The sequence below is a fragment of the Vreelandella sp. GE22 genome, assembly GCF_968212445.1.
The window spans coordinates 2,568,431-2,587,125 of the sequence record NZ_OZ309110.1 but is presented as its reverse complement, the minus strand read 5'-3'; the positions used below and the strand labels follow the sequence as shown (position 1 = coordinate 2,587,125).

At 55.6% G+C, this 18,695-nt stretch carries 21 protein-coding genes and 1 pseudogene; 14 read left to right on the top strand and 8 right to left on the bottom strand.

The features are described 5' to 3' along the window. Positions 1-179 precede the first annotated feature (179 nt). Complete coding sequence (locus ACWHRL_RS12160; protein ID WP_447893856.1) at positions 180-1,697, top strand: Fic family protein; 1,518 nt, start codon at positions 180-182, stop codon at positions 1,695-1,697. Between the two features lie 89 nt (positions 1,698-1,786). Here the strand turns inward: ACWHRL_RS12160 and ACWHRL_RS12155 are convergent, their stop codons facing one another. Next, complete coding sequence (locus ACWHRL_RS12155; protein WP_447893855.1) at positions 1,787-2,521, bottom strand: SDR family oxidoreductase; 735 nt, start codon at positions 2,519-2,521, stop codon at positions 1,787-1,789. Between the two features lie 319 nt (positions 2,522-2,840). Here ACWHRL_RS12155 and ACWHRL_RS12150 point away from each other — a divergent pair, with 319 nt between their 5' ends. Continuing rightward, complete coding sequence (locus ACWHRL_RS12150; protein WP_447893854.1) at positions 2,841-3,308, top strand: 2TM domain-containing protein; 468 nt, start codon at positions 2,841-2,843, stop codon at positions 3,306-3,308. Between the two features lie 41 nt (positions 3,309-3,349). On the opposite strand, the gene ACWHRL_RS12145 is transcribed toward ACWHRL_RS12150, so the two are convergent. Both ACWHRL_RS12145 and ACWHRL_RS12140 read right to left on the bottom strand, forming a co-directional pair. Beyond that, positions 3,350-3,964 carry a LysE family translocator gene (locus ACWHRL_RS12145; RefSeq protein WP_447893853.1) on the bottom strand — a complete coding sequence of 205 codons (615 nt, stop codon included), beginning with the start codon at positions 3,962-3,964 and terminating at the stop codon, positions 3,350-3,352. 39 nt (positions 3,965-4,003) lie between these two features. Then, complete coding sequence (locus ACWHRL_RS12140) at positions 4,004-4,834, bottom strand: AraC family transcriptional regulator (protein WP_447893852.1); 831 nt, start codon at positions 4,832-4,834, stop codon at positions 4,004-4,006. Between the two features lie 174 nt (positions 4,835-5,008). On the opposite strand from ACWHRL_RS12140, the gene ACWHRL_RS12135 reads away from it, so the two are divergent. From ACWHRL_RS12135 to ACWHRL_RS12115, 5 genes are all read left to right on the top strand, one after another. Beyond that, positions 5,009-5,392: an NUDIX hydrolase gene (locus ACWHRL_RS12135; protein ID WP_447893851.1), complete on the top strand. Its 384-nt coding sequence runs from the start codon at positions 5,009-5,011 to the stop codon at positions 5,390-5,392. A gap of 116 nt (positions 5,393-5,508) precedes the next feature. Then, a complete protein-coding gene (locus tag ACWHRL_RS12130; RefSeq protein ID WP_447893850.1) occupies positions 5,509-5,823 on the top strand; it encodes a hypothetical protein in 315 nt (104 codons plus the stop codon). 111 nt (positions 5,824-5,934) lie between these two features. Further along, entirely contained in the window at positions 5,935-6,186 is a 252-nt protein-coding gene (locus tag ACWHRL_RS12125) for a type II toxin-antitoxin system Phd/YefM family antitoxin (RefSeq protein ID WP_447893849.1), read from the top strand. Continuing rightward, complete coding sequence (locus tag ACWHRL_RS12120; RefSeq protein ID WP_447893848.1) at positions 6,176-6,460, top strand: type II toxin-antitoxin system RelE family toxin; 285 nt, start codon at positions 6,176-6,178, stop codon at positions 6,458-6,460. Before ACWHRL_RS12125 ends, ACWHRL_RS12120 begins: the two co-directional genes overlap by 11 nt. Positions 6,461-6,512: 52 nt before the next feature. Beyond that, positions 6,513-6,944, top strand: coding sequence for a GNAT family N-acetyltransferase (locus ACWHRL_RS12115; RefSeq protein WP_447893847.1), 432 nt, complete (start codon positions 6,513-6,515; stop codon positions 6,942-6,944). Between the two features lie 45 nt (positions 6,945-6,989). Here ACWHRL_RS12115 and ACWHRL_RS12110 read toward each other — a convergent pair whose 3' ends face one another. Next, the gene (locus tag ACWHRL_RS12110; protein ID WP_447893846.1) at positions 6,990-7,949 is read right to left on the bottom strand and encodes an AEC family transporter; all 960 of its coding nucleotides are present in this window, start codon (positions 7,947-7,949) and stop codon (positions 6,990-6,992) included. Between the two features lie 141 nt (positions 7,950-8,090). Between ACWHRL_RS12110 and ACWHRL_RS12105 the strand changes: the two genes are divergently transcribed. Then, positions 8,091-8,987, top strand: a complete 897-nt coding sequence (locus tag ACWHRL_RS12105; RefSeq protein ID WP_447896172.1) for a LysR family transcriptional regulator — start codon at positions 8,091-8,093, stop codon at positions 8,985-8,987. Positions 8,988-9,087: 100 nt separating this feature from the next. Here the strand turns inward: ACWHRL_RS12105 and ACWHRL_RS12100 are convergent, their stop codons facing one another. The 3 genes and pseudogenes from ACWHRL_RS12100 to ACWHRL_RS12090 form a co-directional block, all read right to left on the bottom strand. Further along, positions 9,088-10,056: a zinc-binding metallopeptidase family protein gene (locus tag ACWHRL_RS12100; protein WP_447893845.1), complete on the bottom strand. Its 969-nt coding sequence runs from the start codon at positions 10,054-10,056 to the stop codon at positions 9,088-9,090. A gap of 176 nt (positions 10,057-10,232) precedes the next feature. Beyond that, positions 10,233-10,535 (bottom strand): helix-turn-helix domain-containing protein, encoded by a 303-nt coding sequence (locus ACWHRL_RS12095; protein WP_447893844.1) that lies wholly within the window; start codon positions 10,533-10,535, stop codon positions 10,233-10,235. Between the two features lie 10 nt (positions 10,536-10,545). Then, a pseudogene (locus ACWHRL_RS12090) lies at positions 10,546-10,842 on the bottom strand (type II toxin-antitoxin system RelE/ParE family toxin); the annotation flags it as partial. Positions 10,843-11,127: 285 nt separating this feature from the next. On the opposite strand from ACWHRL_RS12090, the gene ACWHRL_RS12085 reads away from it, so the two are divergent. Next, the gene (locus ACWHRL_RS12085; RefSeq protein ID WP_447893843.1) at positions 11,128-12,483 is read left to right on the top strand and encodes a carboxylesterase family protein; all 1,356 of its coding nucleotides are present in this window, start codon (positions 11,128-11,130) and stop codon (positions 12,481-12,483) included. A 27-nt stretch (positions 12,484-12,510) separates the two neighbouring features. Here the strand turns inward: ACWHRL_RS12085 and ACWHRL_RS12080 are convergent, their stop codons facing one another. Further along, positions 12,511-13,005 (bottom strand): hypothetical protein, encoded by a 495-nt coding sequence (locus tag ACWHRL_RS12080; RefSeq protein WP_447893842.1) that lies wholly within the window; start codon positions 13,003-13,005, stop codon positions 12,511-12,513. 229 nt (positions 13,006-13,234) lie between these two features. Between ACWHRL_RS12080 and ACWHRL_RS12075 the strand changes: the two genes are divergently transcribed. The 5 genes from ACWHRL_RS12075 to ACWHRL_RS12055 all read left to right on the top strand — a co-directional run bounded on the left by ACWHRL_RS12075 (position 13,235) and on the right by ACWHRL_RS12055 (position 18,661). Next, positions 13,235-13,720: a hypothetical protein gene (locus tag ACWHRL_RS12075; protein ID WP_447893841.1), complete on the top strand. Its 486-nt coding sequence runs from the start codon at positions 13,235-13,237 to the stop codon at positions 13,718-13,720. A 190-nt stretch (positions 13,721-13,910) separates the two neighbouring features. After that, the gene (locus ACWHRL_RS12070; protein WP_447893840.1) at positions 13,911-15,527 is read left to right on the top strand and encodes an ABC-F family ATP-binding cassette domain-containing protein; all 1,617 of its coding nucleotides are present in this window, start codon (positions 13,911-13,913) and stop codon (positions 15,525-15,527) included. Positions 15,528-15,683: 156 nt separating this feature from the next. Beyond that, positions 15,684-16,379, top strand: coding sequence for a haloacid dehalogenase type II (locus ACWHRL_RS12065; protein WP_447893839.1), 696 nt, complete (start codon positions 15,684-15,686; stop codon positions 16,377-16,379). Between the two features lie 152 nt (positions 16,380-16,531). After that, positions 16,532-16,753 carry a hypothetical protein gene (locus tag ACWHRL_RS12060; RefSeq protein WP_447893838.1) on the top strand — a complete coding sequence of 74 codons (222 nt, stop codon included), beginning with the start codon at positions 16,532-16,534 and terminating at the stop codon, positions 16,751-16,753. A 798-nt stretch (positions 16,754-17,551) separates the two neighbouring features. Further along, on the top strand, positions 17,552-18,661 hold the full coding sequence (locus tag ACWHRL_RS12055; protein WP_447893837.1) for a hypothetical protein: 1,110 nt from the start codon (positions 17,552-17,554) through the stop codon (positions 18,659-18,661). The last annotated feature ends 34 nt before the right edge of the window (positions 18,662-18,695 follow it).

The window sequence follows — 18,695 nt, the reverse complement described above, 5'->3', positions numbered from 1 at the left end:
CTTGATACGTGCTGCGTTAAAGCGGGTTGTGTCCTGCTTTAATGCAGCGTGTAGGCGGTTGTTTGAACAATGACGGTGTCGTTATGCCGTGCGGGTTAATAAAAAAAATGGTTTTAGTTGCTTGCTGAATATTTTCTTGTTGAAGTGAACGAAATATTTTGGTTTTGGGACGCTCTGCAATGAAAACGGTAGGCTATGCATACCTTCATGAGTACTTGAATCTGGCCGTATGCCCGCCTGAGTATCCTGCCAGGGTGCGCCCTGTTACACGCATTATGTTTTTGGAACAAGAGATAGCGGTGCCTGCCGTGCGCGCTCCTGATGCCTCGTTACTTAACCACATGCTTTTCGCCCTTAAGCACGAAGGTATCAATCTGGCCATTCTGGCCGGTGCCTTGCCCCACTTGTCAGTTAAGCCGCTTCAAGACGCGCTGCACGCCTCTCCCAACGGCATCTATTTAAGAAAGTTGGGCTATTTATACGAGGCGATGGTCAAACCACTGCCGTTCGAGATTGCTGTAAGCGGCCGTGCGGTGCCTCTGTTTGATCCTGACCACTACATTACCGGGCCCACGGTGCGCGATAGCCGCTGGCGAATCGATTTCAATGGACTGGGAACGCTCGATTATTGTGCCACCGTGCGGCGTACGCCCGAGATTGCTGGACTGCTTGAAGAAGACATTTTGGCTCAAGCATCCATCTTCATGGACTCATTGCCCCCGGGAATGTTGGACCGCGCGATTCAGTGGGCCTACCTGAGTGAAACGCAATCGTCGTTTGCCATTGAAAGAGAATCGCCCACGCCGGATAAGCAGCAGCGCTTTATGCAGCTTCTTCGCCAGGCTCATGAGCGTAAGCCGCTGACACAAACGTATCTTGTGGAGCTGCAAAACAGCACTATCAACAATGCTTTCGATAAAGCGGCTTCATTTCGACATGAGCAAAACTACCTGCACAACGGCTCATCCGGAGCACTAGGTGTTAGCTACCTGCCGCCACCGCCCACCCTTTGCCATACGTTAATGAAGGCGCTGATGGACTGGGCAAATCAATGCTCAGAGCATGACGCTGAAAAGGGTGTTTCCCCGCTGGTGATTGCGGCGATACTCTCCTTTGGCTTCGTCTTTTTGCACCCTTTCATGGACGGTAACGGACGTATTTCACGCTTTCTGATACACCACACGCTGTGCCGGATGGGCGGGCTCTATCATGACAATCTGTTGCCCATTTCAGTGGCCATGAAGCGCCATGAAAATGATTACCTGAGTGCATTGGAGAAATTTTCGAAACCAGCTCGCGAATACTGGCGAGTCAGGTGGATAGATGCTGATGAATACCACTTTAATTACCAGGGCCTGAATGCGCTTTACCGGTACTGGGATGCTACACCCGCGGTGGCGTTCACGCTAAAAATGGCAAAAGCTGCCTTGGAAGATGAGTTAAAAACGGAAACACGCTATTTGGCGTGTTTTGATCGCGTTTATGCAGCAATAAACGAAACCTATGATATTCGAGGTAGCGACTTGGCGCGCCTTGTGATGATGTGCCTGAGTAACGACGGGCGCCTATCAAATAACCGCCGTAAACAGTTTCGCTATCAGGTACCCGATGATGCGCTAGAAGCGATCGAAGCCGAAGCGAAGCGCGTACTTGAAGAGTACGCAGATAGTGAGAAGGCTGCTGATACACGAGAATAGATCATTTGTTGAGCTGACACGCTGATAAAAGCAATCATCAGCGTGTCAGTTTTTAGCGTTAAACACTGCCGGGAAGAGGAGGCGGTAAGCTAAACAGCGCCGCCGTTGGCACGCAGCGTTTGCCCGTTCACCCAGCCCCCGGCCGGGGAGGCCAAAAAGGCGACTACATTGGCGATATCCTCGGGCTCGGCGAGGCGCTCGAGCGGTGGCATTTTCGCCAATCGCTCGATCAGCTCGTCGGATTTGCCTTTCAGAAAAAGATCCGTGGCGGTGGGGCCGGGGGCCACCGCGTTCACGGTGATACTGCGCCCGCGAAGCTCCTTGGCTAGAATCGCGGTCAGGGTTTCCACCGCCGCCTTGGTGGCGGCGTACACCGCGTAGTTCTCGAGCTTAAGCCCCACCACGCTGGTCGATAAATTGACGATGCGACCACCATCTTCCAGGTGCTTCGCTGCCTCGCGCAGGGTGTTGATCGAGCCTTTCAGGTTGGTATCGATCTGTGCGTCGACGTCCCCTTCGTCCATCTCGGCCAGCGGGGCGAGCTTCATGATGCCGGCGTTATTGACCAGCACATCGAGTCGCCCCCACTGGGCAAGCGTTGCATCGAACAGCGCGCGTACCGCTTGGGCATCGGCAATATCCGCTTGAACGGCGTGGGCCTGGCCGCCGCTGGCTTCGATCTCCTCGACCACCTGCGCCGCCGCCTTGGTGTTGCTCGTGAAGTTAACGACCACCGCGAAGCCATCACTGGCCAGCTTTTTGGCAATACTCGCGCCGATACCGCGCGAGCCACCGGTGACCAGGGCTACTTTTTGATCGTGCATTGCGTGCTCCATTGAGCGCATGGGGAAGGCGTGAGTAGCAGCATAGGCGAGAAACCTTTCACTACCATTACCTCGATGCCATCGCCACGTGGTTCTCCTGATTTGCGTATTGCAGGTACAGGCGTTTTAGCGTTATCTAAACGATAGACACCCCATGTCTGAACGCTCGCCCGCAAGCACCTGGCCCGCGTATTCAAAGAGTTTTCCAAAGTAAGCTATTGAAAATAATAAACTGTCAGGCCGCTGTCGTGTTGGTGACGTTGTTGGAAGCGCTATCGGCTTCGATGATGGTTTCTGGAACAGCAGCAAGGATTACACAATGATCGTTAGAAAACTCAGGTTGCAGCGTGGTTGGTCCCAGGATCAGTTGTCTCAACTCAGTGGATTGAGCGTTAGAACCATCCAGCGAATAGAGAGTGGGCATAAACCGGGGCTTGAGTCTCTTAAATCCTTGGCTGCTGTATTTGAAATCAATGTCGCAGACCTCGAGAGAGAACCCGAAATGAACAGCGAAATCACACTAACCGACAGTGAGAAATCCGTTATAGAAAAGGTAAGGGCCATCAAGGATTTTTATGCCCATCTTATTTCTTATGTGCTGATCATCTCACTGCTGTTTGTCATTAATCTCGTCAGTGGAACGGGATATATGTGGGCATGGTGGCCCGCCATGGGGTGGGGCATAGGCATTATCAGCCATGGCTTGAGTGCTTTTGAAGTACTGAACTTCTTCGGGCCGGAGTGGGAGAAAAAACAGATCGAGAAGAGGCTGGGCAGAAAGCTGTAAGCTGCTGCTTCTCGACTGCTTCGTTTCTCGAGTAGCTACCGCTAGCTGATCGAAGTAGCAAGCGGCCGCCACACGTGCTCGAACCCGATCGATAGCGCCACGGCGGCCAAAAGCCCGGCCATGACCCCGTTGAAGCCCTTCACGACGCCGGGGCTTTGGAGGCGCAGGCCGATCAACTGGCCCGCCAGCATGTAGCTTGCCGGGGCGCCGGCGGCCAGCAGCGCGAGCGCTACCGCCCAGACGGCCAGGCTAGCGCCTTGAATACCCGCTGCGGGAAATTGCAGCGTGGTGATGGGCAAGGTGGCGACCAGGGCCTTGGGGTTGAGTAGCTGCATGAAAAGCCCGTCGCGAAAGCTCAAAAGGTGCGGGGTAGCGGCCTCGGTTTCAAGCTTTCCGCTGGCGCGGGCGATTTTGAAGGCAAGGTACAATATGTAAGCGCAGCCCAGGGCGCTAATCGCCACCAGCGCCTGGTCGTCGATCCATGCAGCCCCTGCCCAGCCCAGCACCAACAGGTAAATCAGCATGGCGCTGCCCACGCCCAGGCAGAAGCCGACCGAACGCCTGGCTTGGCCGTTGACCCCCATATTCAAGCCGAGCAGATTCACGGGCCCGGGCGTGTACATAACGCCCAGCGCGTAGGCAATGATTCCTAGCATGGTAAAACCTCGTGCGGTGGTAGGTCGGTTGGCGAGTGATTAGCGGGCGATGTCGCGCTGGTACTGGTGGGGCGTCACGGCGTAAATGCGCTTGAAGCGGCGGATGAAATGGCTGAGATCGGCAAAGCCAAAACGCAGGGCGACCTCATTCAGCGAAACGCCTTGGGCGAGCGCCGCGCGGGCGGCGTTGATGCGGCAGTTGATGACGTACTGGTGCGGCGTGATGCCGTAATGCGCTCGAAACAGGCGCAAAAAGTGGTACTTGGAAAGATGCGCCGCCTGGCTTATTTCATCGAGGGAAATATCCCGTTCCAGGTGGGCATGAATATACGCCTTCGCCCGGGTCAGCAGCGCCTCCGGGCGTGTGGTGAGCGTATCGGTAGACGGCGCGCCGCCCAACTGCACGCTTCGCTCCACGATCTGGTAAAGCGCGTTTTCCTGGTCGATGGCGCTGCCTACGTTACGGGTCACCAGCCGCGCCAGTTCCATAATAGCGCCGCGCAAGCGGGCATCCTGAATGAGCGTGTTGGGGGAGCGAAAGCCTACGCTGGTGTGGCGGCCCAGCACCTCGGCAAACAGCGGATTCACCTGCGCCGGGTCGGCGTACAGCATCAGGTAACCCAGCGTGTGCTCGCCGCCGGGCTGGCCGTCGTGCACTTCTTCCGGATTGAACACAATGACGTTGCCCGGCGGGCTTTTGTGAAACTGCCCGCCGCTAAAGAAATCCTGGCGCCCGGAAAGCGTCACACCGAAGGCGTACTCTTCGTGAGCGTGGCGGTCGTAGCGAAAGTCGTCGAGGGCCGCGTGCAGCACCGTCAGGCCCGGCACGTGCTGGCTCTTGATGAACTGAAATTGGCTAGCGTTAGGCATTGCGCGCTCCCTGGTGCGTTACCCCGCTAGCTTAAGCCAGCATGGCCATTCTGTGCTTGTACATAATTGCTCAATCGATGAGGCTTGAAGGGGCGAGTACGGCCAGTGGTATGGCGTCGGGCTTGGCGCTATGCCGTATCCATCAAGGCTAACTGATTGATAACAAGGAAAAGCATGTTTCCAGTCTCCATTAAAGGCGTCTTGCTACTACCCTCGAGCGAGGTCGTGCTGACGCTCAATGATCGCAACGAGTGGGAGCTGCCCGGTGGGCGTATCGAAGTCGGCGAGAGCTCCTCTCGGTGTATGGAGAGAGAGTTCAAAGAGGAGCTGGATGTCGAGGTAGCCGCTCAGGACATCATCGACAGCTACCTATTCGAGGTCATTCCCGGCAAGCACGTGTTCATCGTGACCTATGGCTGTCGTCTCGTGGGCGGCTTTGCGCCGAAAGTCAGTCATGAACATTCAAGAATCGAGACATTCCCATTGGATGCGTTACCCCCCAACTTGCCGCCAGGCTATGCTCGTTCCATTGACGCATGGCGGTTGTTCAATCGCTGATCGCTTTGATGCCGAAAACCAGGTGTTTGGCCCACGGGGCTTGCTTGTGCCCTGGATTCGCCATTGGCATTATCACGCCTTGGCCGTTGATCGACGGCGTTAACGTGAGGACGTTCATGGGTAAGCTTTTTTCACTGTTAGTGGTACTGGCGCTGGGTTATGCGGGCGTTTATTTCTACTACGGCCACGCCGTGGAGCAGGAGGTGCAGCAGGCGCTCGATGAGCGCGGGCTCTCCGGCGTGAATGTGGAAAGTGTCGAGTACGGGCTGTGGGCGCCGGTGAGTACCTCGACGGAAATAACGCTGAACGTGAGCTATCGTGGCTCGCAAGCGGCACTGGACCTGGGGATCGAAGGGCACCCGGTGTTTTCTGATGAGGTCAGTGTGACCCTCGATGGCCTTCAGGCACTGCGGCTGGGTATCAGTTTTTAGACGTGGCTTGAGGGGGCACTGGTTGTTTGGAGTGTGGGAAGGCATAGCGAGAAGATGAAATAAGTACTAAAATCAGGGCTTGAATTAGCCCTTTTTTTGGAGCAGCCAACCATGCAGCAGGTATTGGCCCCACTATCCGTCAGTATTTCTGAATTGAAAAAGAACCCTTCCTCGCTGCTGGCGCAAGCCGACGGCGCCGCTATTGCCGTGTTGAATCACAACAAGCCTGCCGCTTATTTGATCCCGGCCGAGACCTTTGAGGCCATGATGGAAATGCTCGAAGATTACGAGCTTGCCAGGTTGGTAGAGCAGCGCCGAGGCGACAAGGATAAAGCGGTCACGGTAGAGTTGGATGACCTATAGGCTTCGGTTTGTACCCGCTGCGTTAAAGGAGTGGGAAAAACTGGGAGCGCCAGTCAAAAATCAGTTCAAAAAGAAGCTAGCTGAACGACTTGAAAATCCTCGTGTACCTGCTGACAAGCTCAGCGGGTATGACGCGATTTACAAGATCAAGCTGCGCACTGCTGGTTACCGCCTCGTGTATGAAGTCGTCGACGATGAGCTGTTTGTATATGTACTGGCCGTCGGCAAGCGCAACAAAGGTAAGGTATACACAACTCTCAAGCGCCGTACGTAACGTACGTCTTTAACACTTCCCGCATTAATAAATTCCACGAGATTCTACCCTTATGCACTACCGCCCCATGACCATCGACGATTACGCCGCTGCCGTGGCGCTTTGGCAGCAAACGCCGGGCGTGCGGCTGCGCGAAGTGGATTCCCACGAGGGCATTGCGCGCTACCTTGAGCGCAACCCGGGGCTGAGCGTGATCGCCGAGCGTGACGGTGTACTGGTGGGCACCATCATGGGTGGCCACGACGGCCACCGCGGGTTTATCCAGCACCTGTGCGTCGCGCCCGGCGAGCGTGAGCAGGGCATTGGCCGGGCGCTGGTAAAGCGCTGCCTGGATGGGCTGAAAGAGGAGGGCATTCACAAGTCGCATTTGATGCTGCTGGTGGATAACGCCGCCGGCAAGCGCTTTTGGGAAAATCTGGGCTGGGAGTTTCGTAGCGATATCTCGCTCTACTCGTTCATCAACGGTGCCGGGCCCAACGCTTAAGCACTTTTCAAGCAACGCCTGGGCCCTGCACCTTTGATCGCCGCTTTAACCGCTCATCAGGCTTAAAATGACCGGTAGGGTCATCAACGACACCAATAAAGACGCGATGATGGCCAGCGATATCGTGTCCTGGCGGTAGTCATACTTCTTCGCGAACACGTAAACCCCCGCGCCGATCGGCTGTGCCGCCATGACCACCGCCGCCGCCAGCCACAGGGCGCTCTCTTCCCCCATGCCAAAGAGATACACGCCCGCCAGCAACGTAATGGCGGGCTGTAGAACGATCTTGAGTACCAGCATGGGCGCGACGATACCCAGTGCTTCCCCGGTCACGTGCTCTTTCATATTGAGCCGGGATAAGCCAAGCCCCAGGGCAAACAGCGCCGTTGGGCCCGCCGCACTCCCCAGAAAGCTGGCAAACGCGTCCAAAAAAGCGGGCACTTTGATACCGAACAGCACGAAGACGAGCCCGGCGAGTACCGACACGGTCAGCGGGTTGGTGAACGTCGTCTTAAAGGCTTTCCAGAGACTGGCCACCGCCGAGGTGTGTTCCGCGCGCTGGCGGCTGGCGAACAGGTCCCAACTGATGATAACGGCCATGATGGCGGGAATATTGTGCAGGATCGTCGCGATGGCGGCCGGCAGTGCGGCCTCCTGGCCGTACACGGAAATCAGGATGGGCACGCCCATATAGCCGGTCGTGCCATAGCAGGCCCCCATGCTAAGAATCGACGACTGCGGCAGCGAAACGCCTTTGAACCTGGCCACCAGCCCTGCCACGACGTAAATGACCACAATGCCCACAAGGGAGGCGCCGATGAAGCCCCACTGTTTGAGTTCGTCGATATCCGCGTTGGCAATGGCCAGAAACAGCAGGGTGGGCAGCGCGATGTATAAGACGTAATCATTGATGAGCTTATCCGAACTCCCGCTATCCGGTTTTACCTTCCCAAAGCCGTAGCCCAGAAGAATCACCATAAAAATGGGGACAACGATCATGAACATGGCATTTCTCACGGTTTGAATAATGTGGGGAGTGGCAAGGCCTCTCGACTTGAGCGATTTTCACGGCCCGTTCGTTTTTTGTTAAATGAATTGTGTCGCTGTTAAAATCGTTTTTATCAATGTTGGGGAGACAGGGTGGCCATGCATTCAGAAGGGCAAGATGAGAACCCTCTTAACGGGCGCGGTATCACGCTCGAGCAACTGCGCGCCTTCGTGAGCGTCGCGCAGTACGGCGGGTTTGGCCGGGCGAGCGAGGCGCTGGCGCGTACTCAGTCCACGCTGAGCGTGGGACTCAAGCGCCTGGAAGAGGAGGTGGGCTGTCGCTTGATCGAGCGCCGCCAGGGCCAGGTGATGGGCCTGACCGAAGAAGGGCGGCGGCTACTACCGGCGGCTCGGGATATTCTTCACCGCACGAGCCGAGCGGTTAATTCGTTGAAGGCCTCCCGCCTGGAAGGCAAGATATCGCTGGGCGTGCCGGACGACTTCGCGGTGAGCAATCTTCACAAGGTGATTTCGCTTTGTTTGGAAGAAAACCCGGGGCTTCGGGTTGAAGTCACCGCGGCTTCCTCGGCAGTGCTTTCCGCGATGGCCGAAAACCAGCAGCTCGACATGGTGATTCTCAAGGGCATTGCGGGCCAGCCCGTGGTCTCAAAAACCGAGCAGGTCATTCAGGTCGAGCCGCTTTTCTGGGTAAGCGCCGGCGCCGTCCATTTCGATGAATTGGGCGATATTGCGCTGGCCACGTTTATGGACGGATGCGTGATTCGCAATAGCGCCGTCACGGCGCTGAAGAGTGTGGGCCGCTCGCACTATTTTTCCTACGTCAGCGGGTCGTTTGATAACGTCAAAAAGGCGGTCATGAGCGGGCTGGGCGTAGGGATTTTGCCCCAAAGCGCGCTGACCGAGGAGCTTTGCGTACTTTCTGAAGCCAACGGTGTACCGGACTTGCCCTCCATTCAGCTGGTGCTCAGCGTGTCGAACACAAGCGAGCTGCACGAGCGGTTTGCCCGCTACTTGAGTCGTTCGCTGGTCGAGTGACTGTGCGCTTTGTGCAATGAGCCATATTGGGCTCGGCGCACAAGAAAACGCCCCGCCGGTAAAGGCGGGGCGTTGGTTCAAAGCGATTTGTCAGACAGCTCTATAGCCCCTGAGCCCCGCGGCGCAGCCAGCCGTGCACGAACACGAGTTTCTTGAGCGTTTCCGGCGTGAGCATGAAGGGGTAGACATCTGCCAGGCCCATGGCGCGGTTGACGTGATTCACCCCCGCAATCAAGGCCGTGGCGATGTGAATCAGGCGCTCGGCGTCCGGCTCGGCGTAGGCGTCCCACTTGTGATCGCGGGGTAGCTCCGGCGAATCCATGCCGGAGGAGACGAAGCTGTCGGTGATATCGGTCAGGTGTAAAAGGTGCGAGACCGTCTCCGCCCAGTCTTCGTGGGGGTGGGCCGAGGCGTAGGTCGAGACGAAATCCGTGCGCCACTCTTCCGGCGGGCCTTCGTTGTAATGGTGCTTGAGCGCCTCGCCGTAGTCGGCGCGCTCATCGCCAAACATCTCGCGAAACGCCTCCATGAAGTCTTCCCGCAGGCTCAGCCGCCACCACAGCATGTGGGCGATTTCGTGGCGCATGTGGCCGATCATGGTGCGGTAGGGCTCCTCCAGCGCTTCACGGCGGGTGGTGACCAGTACCGGGTCGGCTTCTGCGATGCTGATGGTCACCACGCCATCCACGTGGCCCATCATCACCGGCTTTTTCCCTTCGGCCAGCAGGTGGAACACTGGCGGCGCACCCGGGTCTTCCGGGCGAAACCAGTTCCAGCGGCCCAGGTTGTCGATCACCCAGCGCTTGGCGGCTTCGGTTTGCGCCCAGTTGGGAATCGCATTGGGGATGGTCGGGTCCGGTGCCACGGCGGTCATCGCACAGGCGCGGCAAAGCTGGCCCTTTTGCGCGGCAATCCAGTTGCAGCCAATCACCTCGCGGTTGGCGCAAAACGGCGGCATGGGAATGAATGCCCGGGCCTGCGGGTCGTAGGCGACCGGAACGCCGTCGGCGGTGACCGCATTATCAAACCACAGGGAACCGGCACCAACCGGATTAGAAAAAACGCGCATGGGCGAAGCACCTCAATAAAGGAGCCTTGAGTCTAGGTGGTGATGGGCGAGCGCGTCCAATGACTTCTTTGCTCAAACGCCTGCTGTAGAGATTGCTTCAATGGGCAGGGAGAGTGAAGGCCAAACCCTCAGTTAGTCAAAAAGTGGTTTGGCTAGAGAAACTGCATAAAAATTAGTTATATAGGAAACCCATGATGACTGCCGTCGGGTAGCTCGATATCCACTCGGGCGCGGCCGCCTAATGCTTCGACATAGCGCTTAAGAGAGCTAAGACGCATATCCTGGCCAGCCTTTTCAAGCCCTGCAACGGTTGGCTGTCGGACACCCATTGCATCGGCGATTTCAGTTTGGGTCTTTTCTGCCAGCAGACGAATTTCAGCCAGCCTGATTTCAAATAGCATATCGCTCGCCTTCGCCTCAGCAGCGGCAACGATCTCTGGTTTTTCTTTTGCCAGCAAGTCTTCAAGTTTGCGTGCCATGGGGACTACCTCACTTTAAAGTTTCCAGATGCGCCGCATACTCTTTGTCGGCGACTGGAATCATTTCATCGTAAAAGCGCTTGTCGTTTCCGCCTTTATCACCAGCGCATAAAATGATGCCAGTACGCCTTGGGCCGAACGCAAAGAATGCTCTGATAGGGCGGCCACCGCTTTGTATACGCAGTTCTTTCATACTGGAAAACTGCGAGCCGTTCACCGTGTCAGCATGCGGTCGCGAGAGCATAGGACCCCGTTCGCGTAAAAGAAGAAGAGAGGCCAGGACATTCTCCCGGTCAGCTTCTTCACGCGAGAAAAACCACGCTTAAAAGGTGTCTGTCTGTTCTATTGACCACATGAGTACCTCGGAAGTTAATAGGTTATATGCTATATAGGAAATAACCTATTGGAAAGTATTTAAGCAGTAAGCAAGCTCCTTACCCACCACCGTTTCAAACCCAGGCTTAAGTACGTTTCAAGCCGCCACTACTGTTGTATTCAGCAGATCGCCCAACCGAGCACTTGGGCGGTTTATCCACTTGGGTGTCGTGGCAATGCTATGCTGCACGTATTTTTTTAAAGCCAAGAGAACCCCATGGACCACGCCGCATCGACCGCGCAGGACGCGCCCCGTTTTAAAGCCCCGGCCGGGGAGATCATTGGCTGGTATGATCGCGGCGTCATTCGCGCCACGGGTATTGCCTACGCGCGTACCGAGCGTTTCTGCCCACCCACCGATGAGCCGCCTGCCACCGCAACGATTCACGCCACCCGGTGGGCCCCGGCGGCGCCGCAAAACACCATTCCTGAGCTCAACGAAGCGCTTGGCGTGGCCGCCGACGAGTTTCACGCAAGCGAAGGCGCGCTGCACCTGTCGGTCACCGTGCCGGAAAACCCCTCAAAAGCCCCGCGCCCGGTGATGGTCTGGATTCACGGCGGCTCTTATGTGTTTGGCGCAGGCGACTTGGCGGTGTTCGACGTGCGCCCGCTGGCCCTCGAGCAGGATGTCATCGTGGTGTCGGTTACCTACCGGCTGGGCCTTTTAGGGTTTCTGGGCGGCTACGCGGGGCGGCCCGCCAACCTGGGGCTACTGGATATGATCTCCGCGCTTCGCTGGGTGAACACCAACATTGCCGCCATGGGTGGCGACCCTGGTAACGTCACGCTGTTCGGTCACTCCGCCGGGGGCGACGCGGCGGCGCACCTGATGATTGCCGAGGGCGTCGAGGGGCTTTTTCAGCGCGCGATCATCCAGAGCGCGCCGCTGGGTATTAGCCGGGGCCGCGCAAAGATGACCGCCAAAATGGGTAAAAAGGCCGCCGAGCTTGAAAGTGACGCGCCGCTGGACGAAGTGCTGCGCGTGCAAACGAAAGTAGCCGAGGCCGCCCGCGGCTTTGGCATGAAAGCGGCCATGCCCTTTGGCACCCAGTACGGCCACTACCCGCTGCCGGCTGAAACCGACATCGACCAGGCCTGGCGCCGCGCGGCGGAAAAATTCGACGTATTCATTGGCACCACTGCCGAGGAAACCGCACTGTTTCTGGTCATGTCGCCGGGGTTAACGCGGCTGCGCCATACGCCGCTGGTGGGGGAGGCCATTACCCGTGCCATGGTGGCGGCCACCACGCGCAAGGTGTATCAGCGCGACGCGCACCGGTTTGCCCGCCGCCATGCTCAAGCCGGCGGGCACGCTTTTGTCTACCGGCTTGATTGGAACAAGGGCCGCACGCCGTTTGGCGCCGCCCACACGATCGACCTACCGCTGCTGTTGGGCGAGCCCGCCAACTGGCAGTACGCGGATATCGTCAAACACGTAGATGAGACCACGCTGCTCGAACACGGCCAACGCCTGCGCAAGCTTTGGGCGGATTTCGCGCGGGATGGGCGGCTGCCGGATAAAGGCCGGGTCGAGCCGGGGATAGTAGAGTGGTGGCAGGCCAAGAGTAGATAGACTCACCCGCCGCTTTTAAACATCGTTTTAGGCCACCAGGGAAGCCGCCTTCAAAGCGGCTTCTTTCTCCAGCCCTTCCTGCTGTATGGCGTCGGACAAGGCCCCCATGGCATCGTTTAGCGCACCGGAAAGCTGGGAAATTTCGCCTTGCAGCGCGTTGGCTTTTTGTTGGCGCTGCTCGTCGCTCAGTGATTGATCCTGCATGACGGCTTGAAGCTCTTCCTGTTTCTTTCTCAGTTCTTCCTGAAGTTCCACGATGCGCTTCATGATCTCCTTTATCTCGATAGAGAAGTCGCTTTCGTCGATGTTCTTTTGTTTGGCCTCGGTGGAGGCGCGCGATTCCCCTGGCCCTGCCGCCAGCGCCCGCCCCAAGGGGGAAAGATCAACGTGAATGCCCGCGCTTTTCTCATTGGACTGTGTTGGCACGCTTTGCGCTGAAGAGGGCGTTTCGCTGGGCCGAAGCGCATTGGCTTTGTAGGACTCGACGGAAAACGTGATCCCGGAATGAATCGAAAGCGTCATATCAAACCCCGTTTTTAGTAATTTTTTGAGTTTTCAAAATGTTATCGGCTGCGGCGCGGTTTGCTTTAGCTAAGGGCCGGGCACGGCACGCTCGATTCTGCCCTGAAACGAGCCCGGTTCAACCTTAATTGCTACCGTTGAGCCCATTACCCGTGCACACCGGACAAGACGTCATCCTGTGCATTAAGTTAAAATAATACAGATACAACTAATGCACATGGGAAAAGACATGCAAGGCAATAACGATAGTTCTCGGGTTTATAGGCTTTCCTGGCTTGCTTACTTCAAGCCCTTTTTCATGGGCATTGTGGTTGCGATCGCGGGGCTGTTCATTTCCGGTATGGTGGGTCAGCCCTGGTTAAGCTGGGTGGCGCTGCTGGCCGGCATCGCAAGCTTTATCTACCACATCATCTATGTGCGCAGCGTTAGGATTTTCGTCAATGACGCCGGTGTATGGTACGACGAGGGCGTTTTCCCTTGGCAAAAGGGCATGCGGGGCGTGAAGTGGCGCGACCTGGACAGCGCAGTGTTCATCACCAACTTTGTCAGCTGGGCACTTCGCTCCTATACGGTGCACCTTGGCCACCGCTATACCAAGGACAGCGAGATCCACATTCGCCATGTCAAAAACGGCAATCAGTTCGCCGAGATGGTCAACGCCGAGCACCACCGCCAGGTGGGCAGTGAATCACCGAGTATCAACGTGGTGGGCTAAGCGGCTGCGCGCGAATGCCCGCATTTGACACTCGCAATCATCATTGGCTAACGTGCCCAAACCCGTAAGATGTTCCATATCTCATAAAGGTGTTCGTCCAATGAACTATTGATGCCTGCCGTTGCAATGACGGCCAGTCTCCACCAGCCCCTAAACGCGGGGGGAGGTCTTGGCATCCTGGGAATACCACATGACGAACACTTCTATCACCTTGAGCGGTGTCTCCTGCGTTTTGCCGGATGGCAGAACGCTTTTTACCGACCTTCATGAGCAGTTCGATAGCCGACCCACCGGCCTGGTGGGGCGCAACGGTGTCGGCAAGACTGTGCTCGCGCAAATGCTGGCGGGGCTTTTACCGCCGACCACCGGCCACTGCCAGCTTCCTGCCAACGTGCACTACCTTGCCCAGCAGGTGGCAGCCCCCTCGGCAAACGCGACCGTGGCGGAGCTTGCCGGGGTACACACAACGCTTAATGCGCTGGCACGAATCGAAGCGGGCAGCGCCGCGCTTGAGGATTTCGAGGCGGTCGATGAGCGTTGGGATATGCCCCAGCGGCTGCGTTTTGAGCTTGAACGCAGCGGCCTGGGGTATCTCGAAGCCCATACCCCCGCCGATACCTTGAGCGGTGGCGAAGCCATGCGGGTCGCTCTGATCGGCGCCATGCTATCAGAAGCGGACTTTCTGATTCTTGACGAGCCGAGTAATCACCTGGACCGACCCAACCGGCAGGCACTCATCGAGCAACTAAAGCGCTGGCCGAAGGGGCTGATCGTGGTCAGCCACGACCGCCAGCTGCTGGACGCCATGGAGCGGATCGTGGAGCTTTCCCCGCTGGGGCTACAAAGCTACGGCGGCAACTACACCTTTTACAGCGCGGCGAAGGCGCACGAGCAGCAAGCGGCGCAGGCCCGGCTCAGCCAGCACAAGCTTGCGCGCCAACGCGAAGAGCGGGCCATGCACAAGCAGCGCGAGCGCCAGGAGAAACGCCAAGCGCGTGATAGCCGCCAGGCCAAGGGCGCCAATCAGGCGAAGGTATTGCTCGATGGCCAGAAAGCGCGTAGTGAACACTCCATGGGCGCACTACGCCAACAGCACACCGCCAGCCGTGAAGAGCTCGATCAGCGCGTACGTGAAGCCGCCCGCCAGGTCGAAAAAGAGGTGCCCATCGCCCTACATGAAGTGGCACTGCTACGGGGCACGAATCGCCGAGTGGCCGAGTTGGAAAGGGTAGAACTCCCCTTCGTTGCGGGGGCCACACGCCACATTAGCCTGACGCTGCAAGGCCCGCAGAGAATCGGCATCGTGGGGGCGAATGGCTGCGGTAAGTCCACGCTGCTGCGTGTGATGGCGGGACTGGTGGTGCCTTTATCGGGCACCTGCCAGGTCACGCCTCAAAACGCCTATCTCGACCAGCGCCTTGATCGTTTTGACCCGACCCAAACCGTATTCGACCAGCTGCTGGCGGCTAACCGTAAAGCGAATGACGGCGAGCTTCGCATGCTGCTGGCCCAGCTTGGCCTGGATGCGCAGAAAATCACCAACCCCAGCGGCGCACTGAGCGGCGGGGAGCGCTTGAAAGCAGCGCTCGCGTGCCTGCTCTACGCCGACGCGCCGCCCCAGCTATTGATGCTGGACGAGCCCAATAACCACCTGGACTTGCCTTCCACCCAGGCATTGGAAACCATGCTACGCAGCTACCAGGGCACGTTGCTGGTGGTCTCCCACGACGACGCCTTTCTCGAAAACCTCACGCTCACGGACTACTTGCAAGCAACGGAGCAAGGGTGGCAACTGACGCCGGTGTGATCTTTCCCCTGTGCCCCTCACTGCCAGCGCTCTGCCACTCATAATACTTAAAGGTACTACTGCTCTTTTCAGGCGTTGGGTAAAGTGACTAACGCATGCTGAGCGCCGTGCAACGGCCTGAACTCATAACGGCGTTCCCACTCAGCGGAGGTGGTAATGAAAGCGATACTGTTCGACGTATTCGGCACCGTGGTCGATTGGCGCTCCAGCTTGATCCGCCAGTTTACGGAACTGGAAAAAGAGCTGGGCTTAGAGCTGCCCCGCGAGGCGCTGACCGATCAATGGCGCCAGCAATACGCGCCTTCCATGGACCGGGTACGCAAAGGCGAACTCCCCTGGACAAAGCTCGATGACCTGCACCGCGAAAGTCTGGTCAAACTGCTCGACCAACACGGGGTAGCGCTGGACGAGCCAGCCATTGATCGCATCAACCTCTTCTGGCACCGGCTAACGCCTTGGCCGGACGTACCGCGCGGCCTTGAGCGCTTAAAAGAGGACTACATCATCGGCACGCTGACCAACGGCAATGTTTCGCTGATGGTCGACGTTGCCCGCCACGCCAAACTACCCTGGGACATGATTTTCTGCGCCGAGCTGTTCGAGCATTATAAGCCGGATGCGGAAGTCTACTTAGGCGCGTGCCGCCTGCTGAACCTGCCGCCGGAAGAGGTGATGCTGTGCGCGGCGCATAATGCGGACCTGCGTGCTGCGCGGGGCTTGGGGATGAAGACGGCGTTTGTACCCCGGCCTACGGAGTATGGGCCGCAGCAGAGCAAGGATTTAGAGGCCGAGGAGGACTGGGATTTTGTGGCGGAGGACTTTGTCGCTTTGAGTGAGCGTCTTGGGAAATGAAAATCAGAAATGCCCCTTTCCCTACGCCCACCCGATAACCATCATAGTGTTCGGCCCCTCCTGGTGTTGTGAAGGGCGACATCTCGATGGTTAACTGAAACCGCCAGGCCATGGCCGAATCGCTCAAGACGTCAGGTCGGCGTTCGCGCATTGTGCTCGAAAGCCACTTCAGTCAGTCGGTCAAGGCGTGCGTGGAAGCGGGGTTGGCCGTTAGTCTGATCGACCGCGGCCGGGTCACCGAGCGCATGCAAATCCTCAAGGGCATGCCGGTTATTCTCGACCACGACATCGTGTTCGTGCGCAGCGCCGCCTCTCGTGGGGACGAAGCCGTGGAATTGTTGGCGCACGCGATGCAGCAGTCGTTTCGATTGTAGGCGCAGGCCGCTGATGACGGTTGCTACGCCGAAATATGGAGGCGCGGCCCTATCCAAATCTAGCGGACGCGGGCGCAACCAATCGAAGCCGCTAGAGAATGGGCCACGGTTGTAACTGCGACGGACGTAAGGGTAGTAATCTTTATTGGCGGCTACTTGCGGGGTGCTCATGGGCTTCTCTGAGCGGCGAAGTGCATGCTGTGCGTTTACGCAATGGCGCGTCTACCTGCCAATCGGTTGGCTGAAGTGCTGCACTTGGCGGGACTGGTCCAGAACTTGATGGAGGCGGCGTTTAGAAAGGTGAGTACGCGAAAGCATGGGGGCAATGAGATGGACAATAGAGTGTTGGAAACTCGGCATTAGTGAATTGTTCAGTGGCTGCCGGAGTAGCTGAACAGTGAGCATGGCGAAGCGCTTTAGGGCGCCATACATCTTGGGGAAAAGCTATTTTGTTGTTGCTGAATTATCTGGCTAAGCCTAAAGTTATAGTCTAAAGTGCTATGAATTTGAGCTATTGCTCATAAATATTAGCTGATAAGATTAATTGAGTATACCAGAAATAATTTAGGGTTAATTCAATACTAATTATCTTTCCAATTGAATTGGTCCTTTGAAAATTGATCGTAGAAGGTTACCTATAGCAAGGTTTTAAATATTTATTAAAATTAAAATCAATATGGAAGTTTTAAACGCCATTTAAGATAATGTTGATTTGGGCCTTCGTTAATAGTTGCTTTTTCGCTAGCAAGATGATGTGGTTGATATTTATTTTATATTTACAGTCTGAGGAGAGCGCTTATGAAGCATAGGTTGGTTGATAAATTTATTAGCAATAGAGCTTCTTTTGTTGAGATTCTAATTGCTGCTGTGTTTTTAGCAATAAGCGCAAGTGGTATAGCCTCTATTTTATTTGAATACTTTAAAGATAGTTCATTTTATTTGCTGATGTTTTTTTGCGTTATTTTGTTAGCTAGTATAGTCATTCTTGCTAAAAAAACTGTAAGTATGCGCAAGCAAAAGCTTAGAGTGGAGGGGTATATTATTACTGACCCACAAGAAAATGTATTGATTAATGTTCCTAGGTATCGATATTCAGAAGACTTGGCGATTTTTATGGCTGCTGCATTTAAAGAGAATCCTGCCTTGTTGATTCAGTGGAATAAAGAGCCCCTTGGAAGTGCGTTCGAGTTAAATTCCGAAGATGGATTATTAAATAAAAAATCTACTGCTGCAGCAAGATTGATTAAAGAAGCTACAGAGTATTATGTTTTAGATAACCTGTCTGCGCACTTGGCAGACTATTTTGATAAAAGTAAATGTTCGGGTTTAAAGCTTCGAGAGTACTCAAGAAAAGATGTTCCAGATATTTTGCTATCGAATAGGTTTATGGAGTTATTCACAGCGCCTATCGAAAATCGAACATCATTTAGTAATGAGTCATATAATAATAATGAGGGAGAGGCAATCATGTTGCAAGGGAAAGGAGGAGAGATTTATCATAGATTCAATCTTACTTTGCCTTCTGGCACAATTGTTTCAAGAGATAACTCAGGAGCTATAAAATTCGATACAGAATATTTTATATTAATTTTTGAAGTGCAGTTTGAAGAGTTTTCTTATGTTTCTCCTCGAGGCTTTGAAGAGTATTACTTAGGTATAGCCGATTTTGAAAAGTCTCGAGAGTATAAAATAGATATTGAGTTTTATGTTGAGTTTAAAATTTCTTCTTTTTTGAAAAGTAATAAGTGGAACTATCATGCTTGGATAGACGGGTTTCTTTGCTCTCTAGAAAAAGATATGAGTGCAAGTTCTTTCTTTGATCATATACAGTGGGATTTAGCACACACGATAATACAGTGTGGAGGAATGTCAGTTTATAGTAATAGATTAGATGATCCTGGAAATTAATCTTTTAACAATTAAAGTTGCGTTCCACTTTGTT

Excerpts from the sequence above, each read along its gene's own strand:
- ACWHRL_RS12160 (WP_447893856.1), top strand. The coding sequence starts at position 180 with ATGAAAACGGTAGGCTATGCATACCTTCATGAGTACTTGAATCTGGCC.
- ACWHRL_RS12155 (WP_447893855.1), bottom strand. The coding sequence starts at position 2,521 with ATGCACGATCAAAAAGTAGCCCTGGTCACCGGTGGCTCGCGCGGTATC.
- ACWHRL_RS12150 (WP_447893854.1), top strand. The coding sequence starts at position 2,841 with ATGATCGTTAGAAAACTCAGGTTGCAGCGTGGTTGGTCCCAGGATCAG.
- ACWHRL_RS12145 (WP_447893853.1), bottom strand. The coding sequence starts at position 3,964 with ATGCTAGGAATCATTGCCTACGCGCTGGGCGTTATGTACACGCCCGGG.
- ACWHRL_RS12140 (WP_447893852.1), bottom strand. The coding sequence starts at position 4,834 with ATGCCTAACGCTAGCCAATTTCAGTTCATCAAGAGCCAGCACGTGCCG.
- ACWHRL_RS12135 (WP_447893851.1), top strand. The coding sequence starts at position 5,009 with ATGTTTCCAGTCTCCATTAAAGGCGTCTTGCTACTACCCTCGAGCGAG.
- ACWHRL_RS12130 (WP_447893850.1), top strand. The coding sequence starts at position 5,509 with ATGGGTAAGCTTTTTTCACTGTTAGTGGTACTGGCGCTGGGTTATGCG.
- ACWHRL_RS12125 (WP_447893849.1), top strand. The coding sequence starts at position 5,935 with ATGCAGCAGGTATTGGCCCCACTATCCGTCAGTATTTCTGAATTGAAA.
- ACWHRL_RS12120 (WP_447893848.1), top strand. The coding sequence starts at position 6,176 with ATGACCTATAGGCTTCGGTTTGTACCCGCTGCGTTAAAGGAGTGGGAA.
- ACWHRL_RS12115 (WP_447893847.1), top strand. The coding sequence starts at position 6,513 with ATGCACTACCGCCCCATGACCATCGACGATTACGCCGCTGCCGTGGCG.
- ACWHRL_RS12110 (WP_447893846.1), bottom strand. The coding sequence starts at position 7,949 with ATGTTCATGATCGTTGTCCCCATTTTTATGGTGATTCTTCTGGGCTAC.
- ACWHRL_RS12105 (WP_447896172.1), top strand. The coding sequence starts at position 8,091 with ATGCATTCAGAAGGGCAAGATGAGAACCCTCTTAACGGGCGCGGTATC.
- ACWHRL_RS12100 (WP_447893845.1), bottom strand. The coding sequence starts at position 10,056 with ATGCGCGTTTTTTCTAATCCGGTTGGTGCCGGTTCCCTGTGGTTTGAT.
- ACWHRL_RS12095 (WP_447893844.1), bottom strand. The coding sequence starts at position 10,535 with ATGGCACGCAAACTTGAAGACTTGCTGGCAAAAGAAAAACCAGAGATC.
- ACWHRL_RS12085 (WP_447893843.1), top strand. The coding sequence starts at position 11,128 with ATGGACCACGCCGCATCGACCGCGCAGGACGCGCCCCGTTTTAAAGCC.
- ACWHRL_RS12080 (WP_447893842.1), bottom strand. The coding sequence starts at position 13,005 with ATGACGCTTTCGATTCATTCCGGGATCACGTTTTCCGTCGAGTCCTAC.
- ACWHRL_RS12075 (WP_447893841.1), top strand. The coding sequence starts at position 13,235 with ATGCAAGGCAATAACGATAGTTCTCGGGTTTATAGGCTTTCCTGGCTT.
- ACWHRL_RS12070 (WP_447893840.1), top strand. The coding sequence starts at position 13,911 with ATGACGAACACTTCTATCACCTTGAGCGGTGTCTCCTGCGTTTTGCCG.
- ACWHRL_RS12065 (WP_447893839.1), top strand. The coding sequence starts at position 15,684 with ATGAAAGCGATACTGTTCGACGTATTCGGCACCGTGGTCGATTGGCGC.
- ACWHRL_RS12055 (WP_447893837.1), top strand. The coding sequence starts at position 17,552 with ATGAAGCATAGGTTGGTTGATAAATTTATTAGCAATAGAGCTTCTTTT.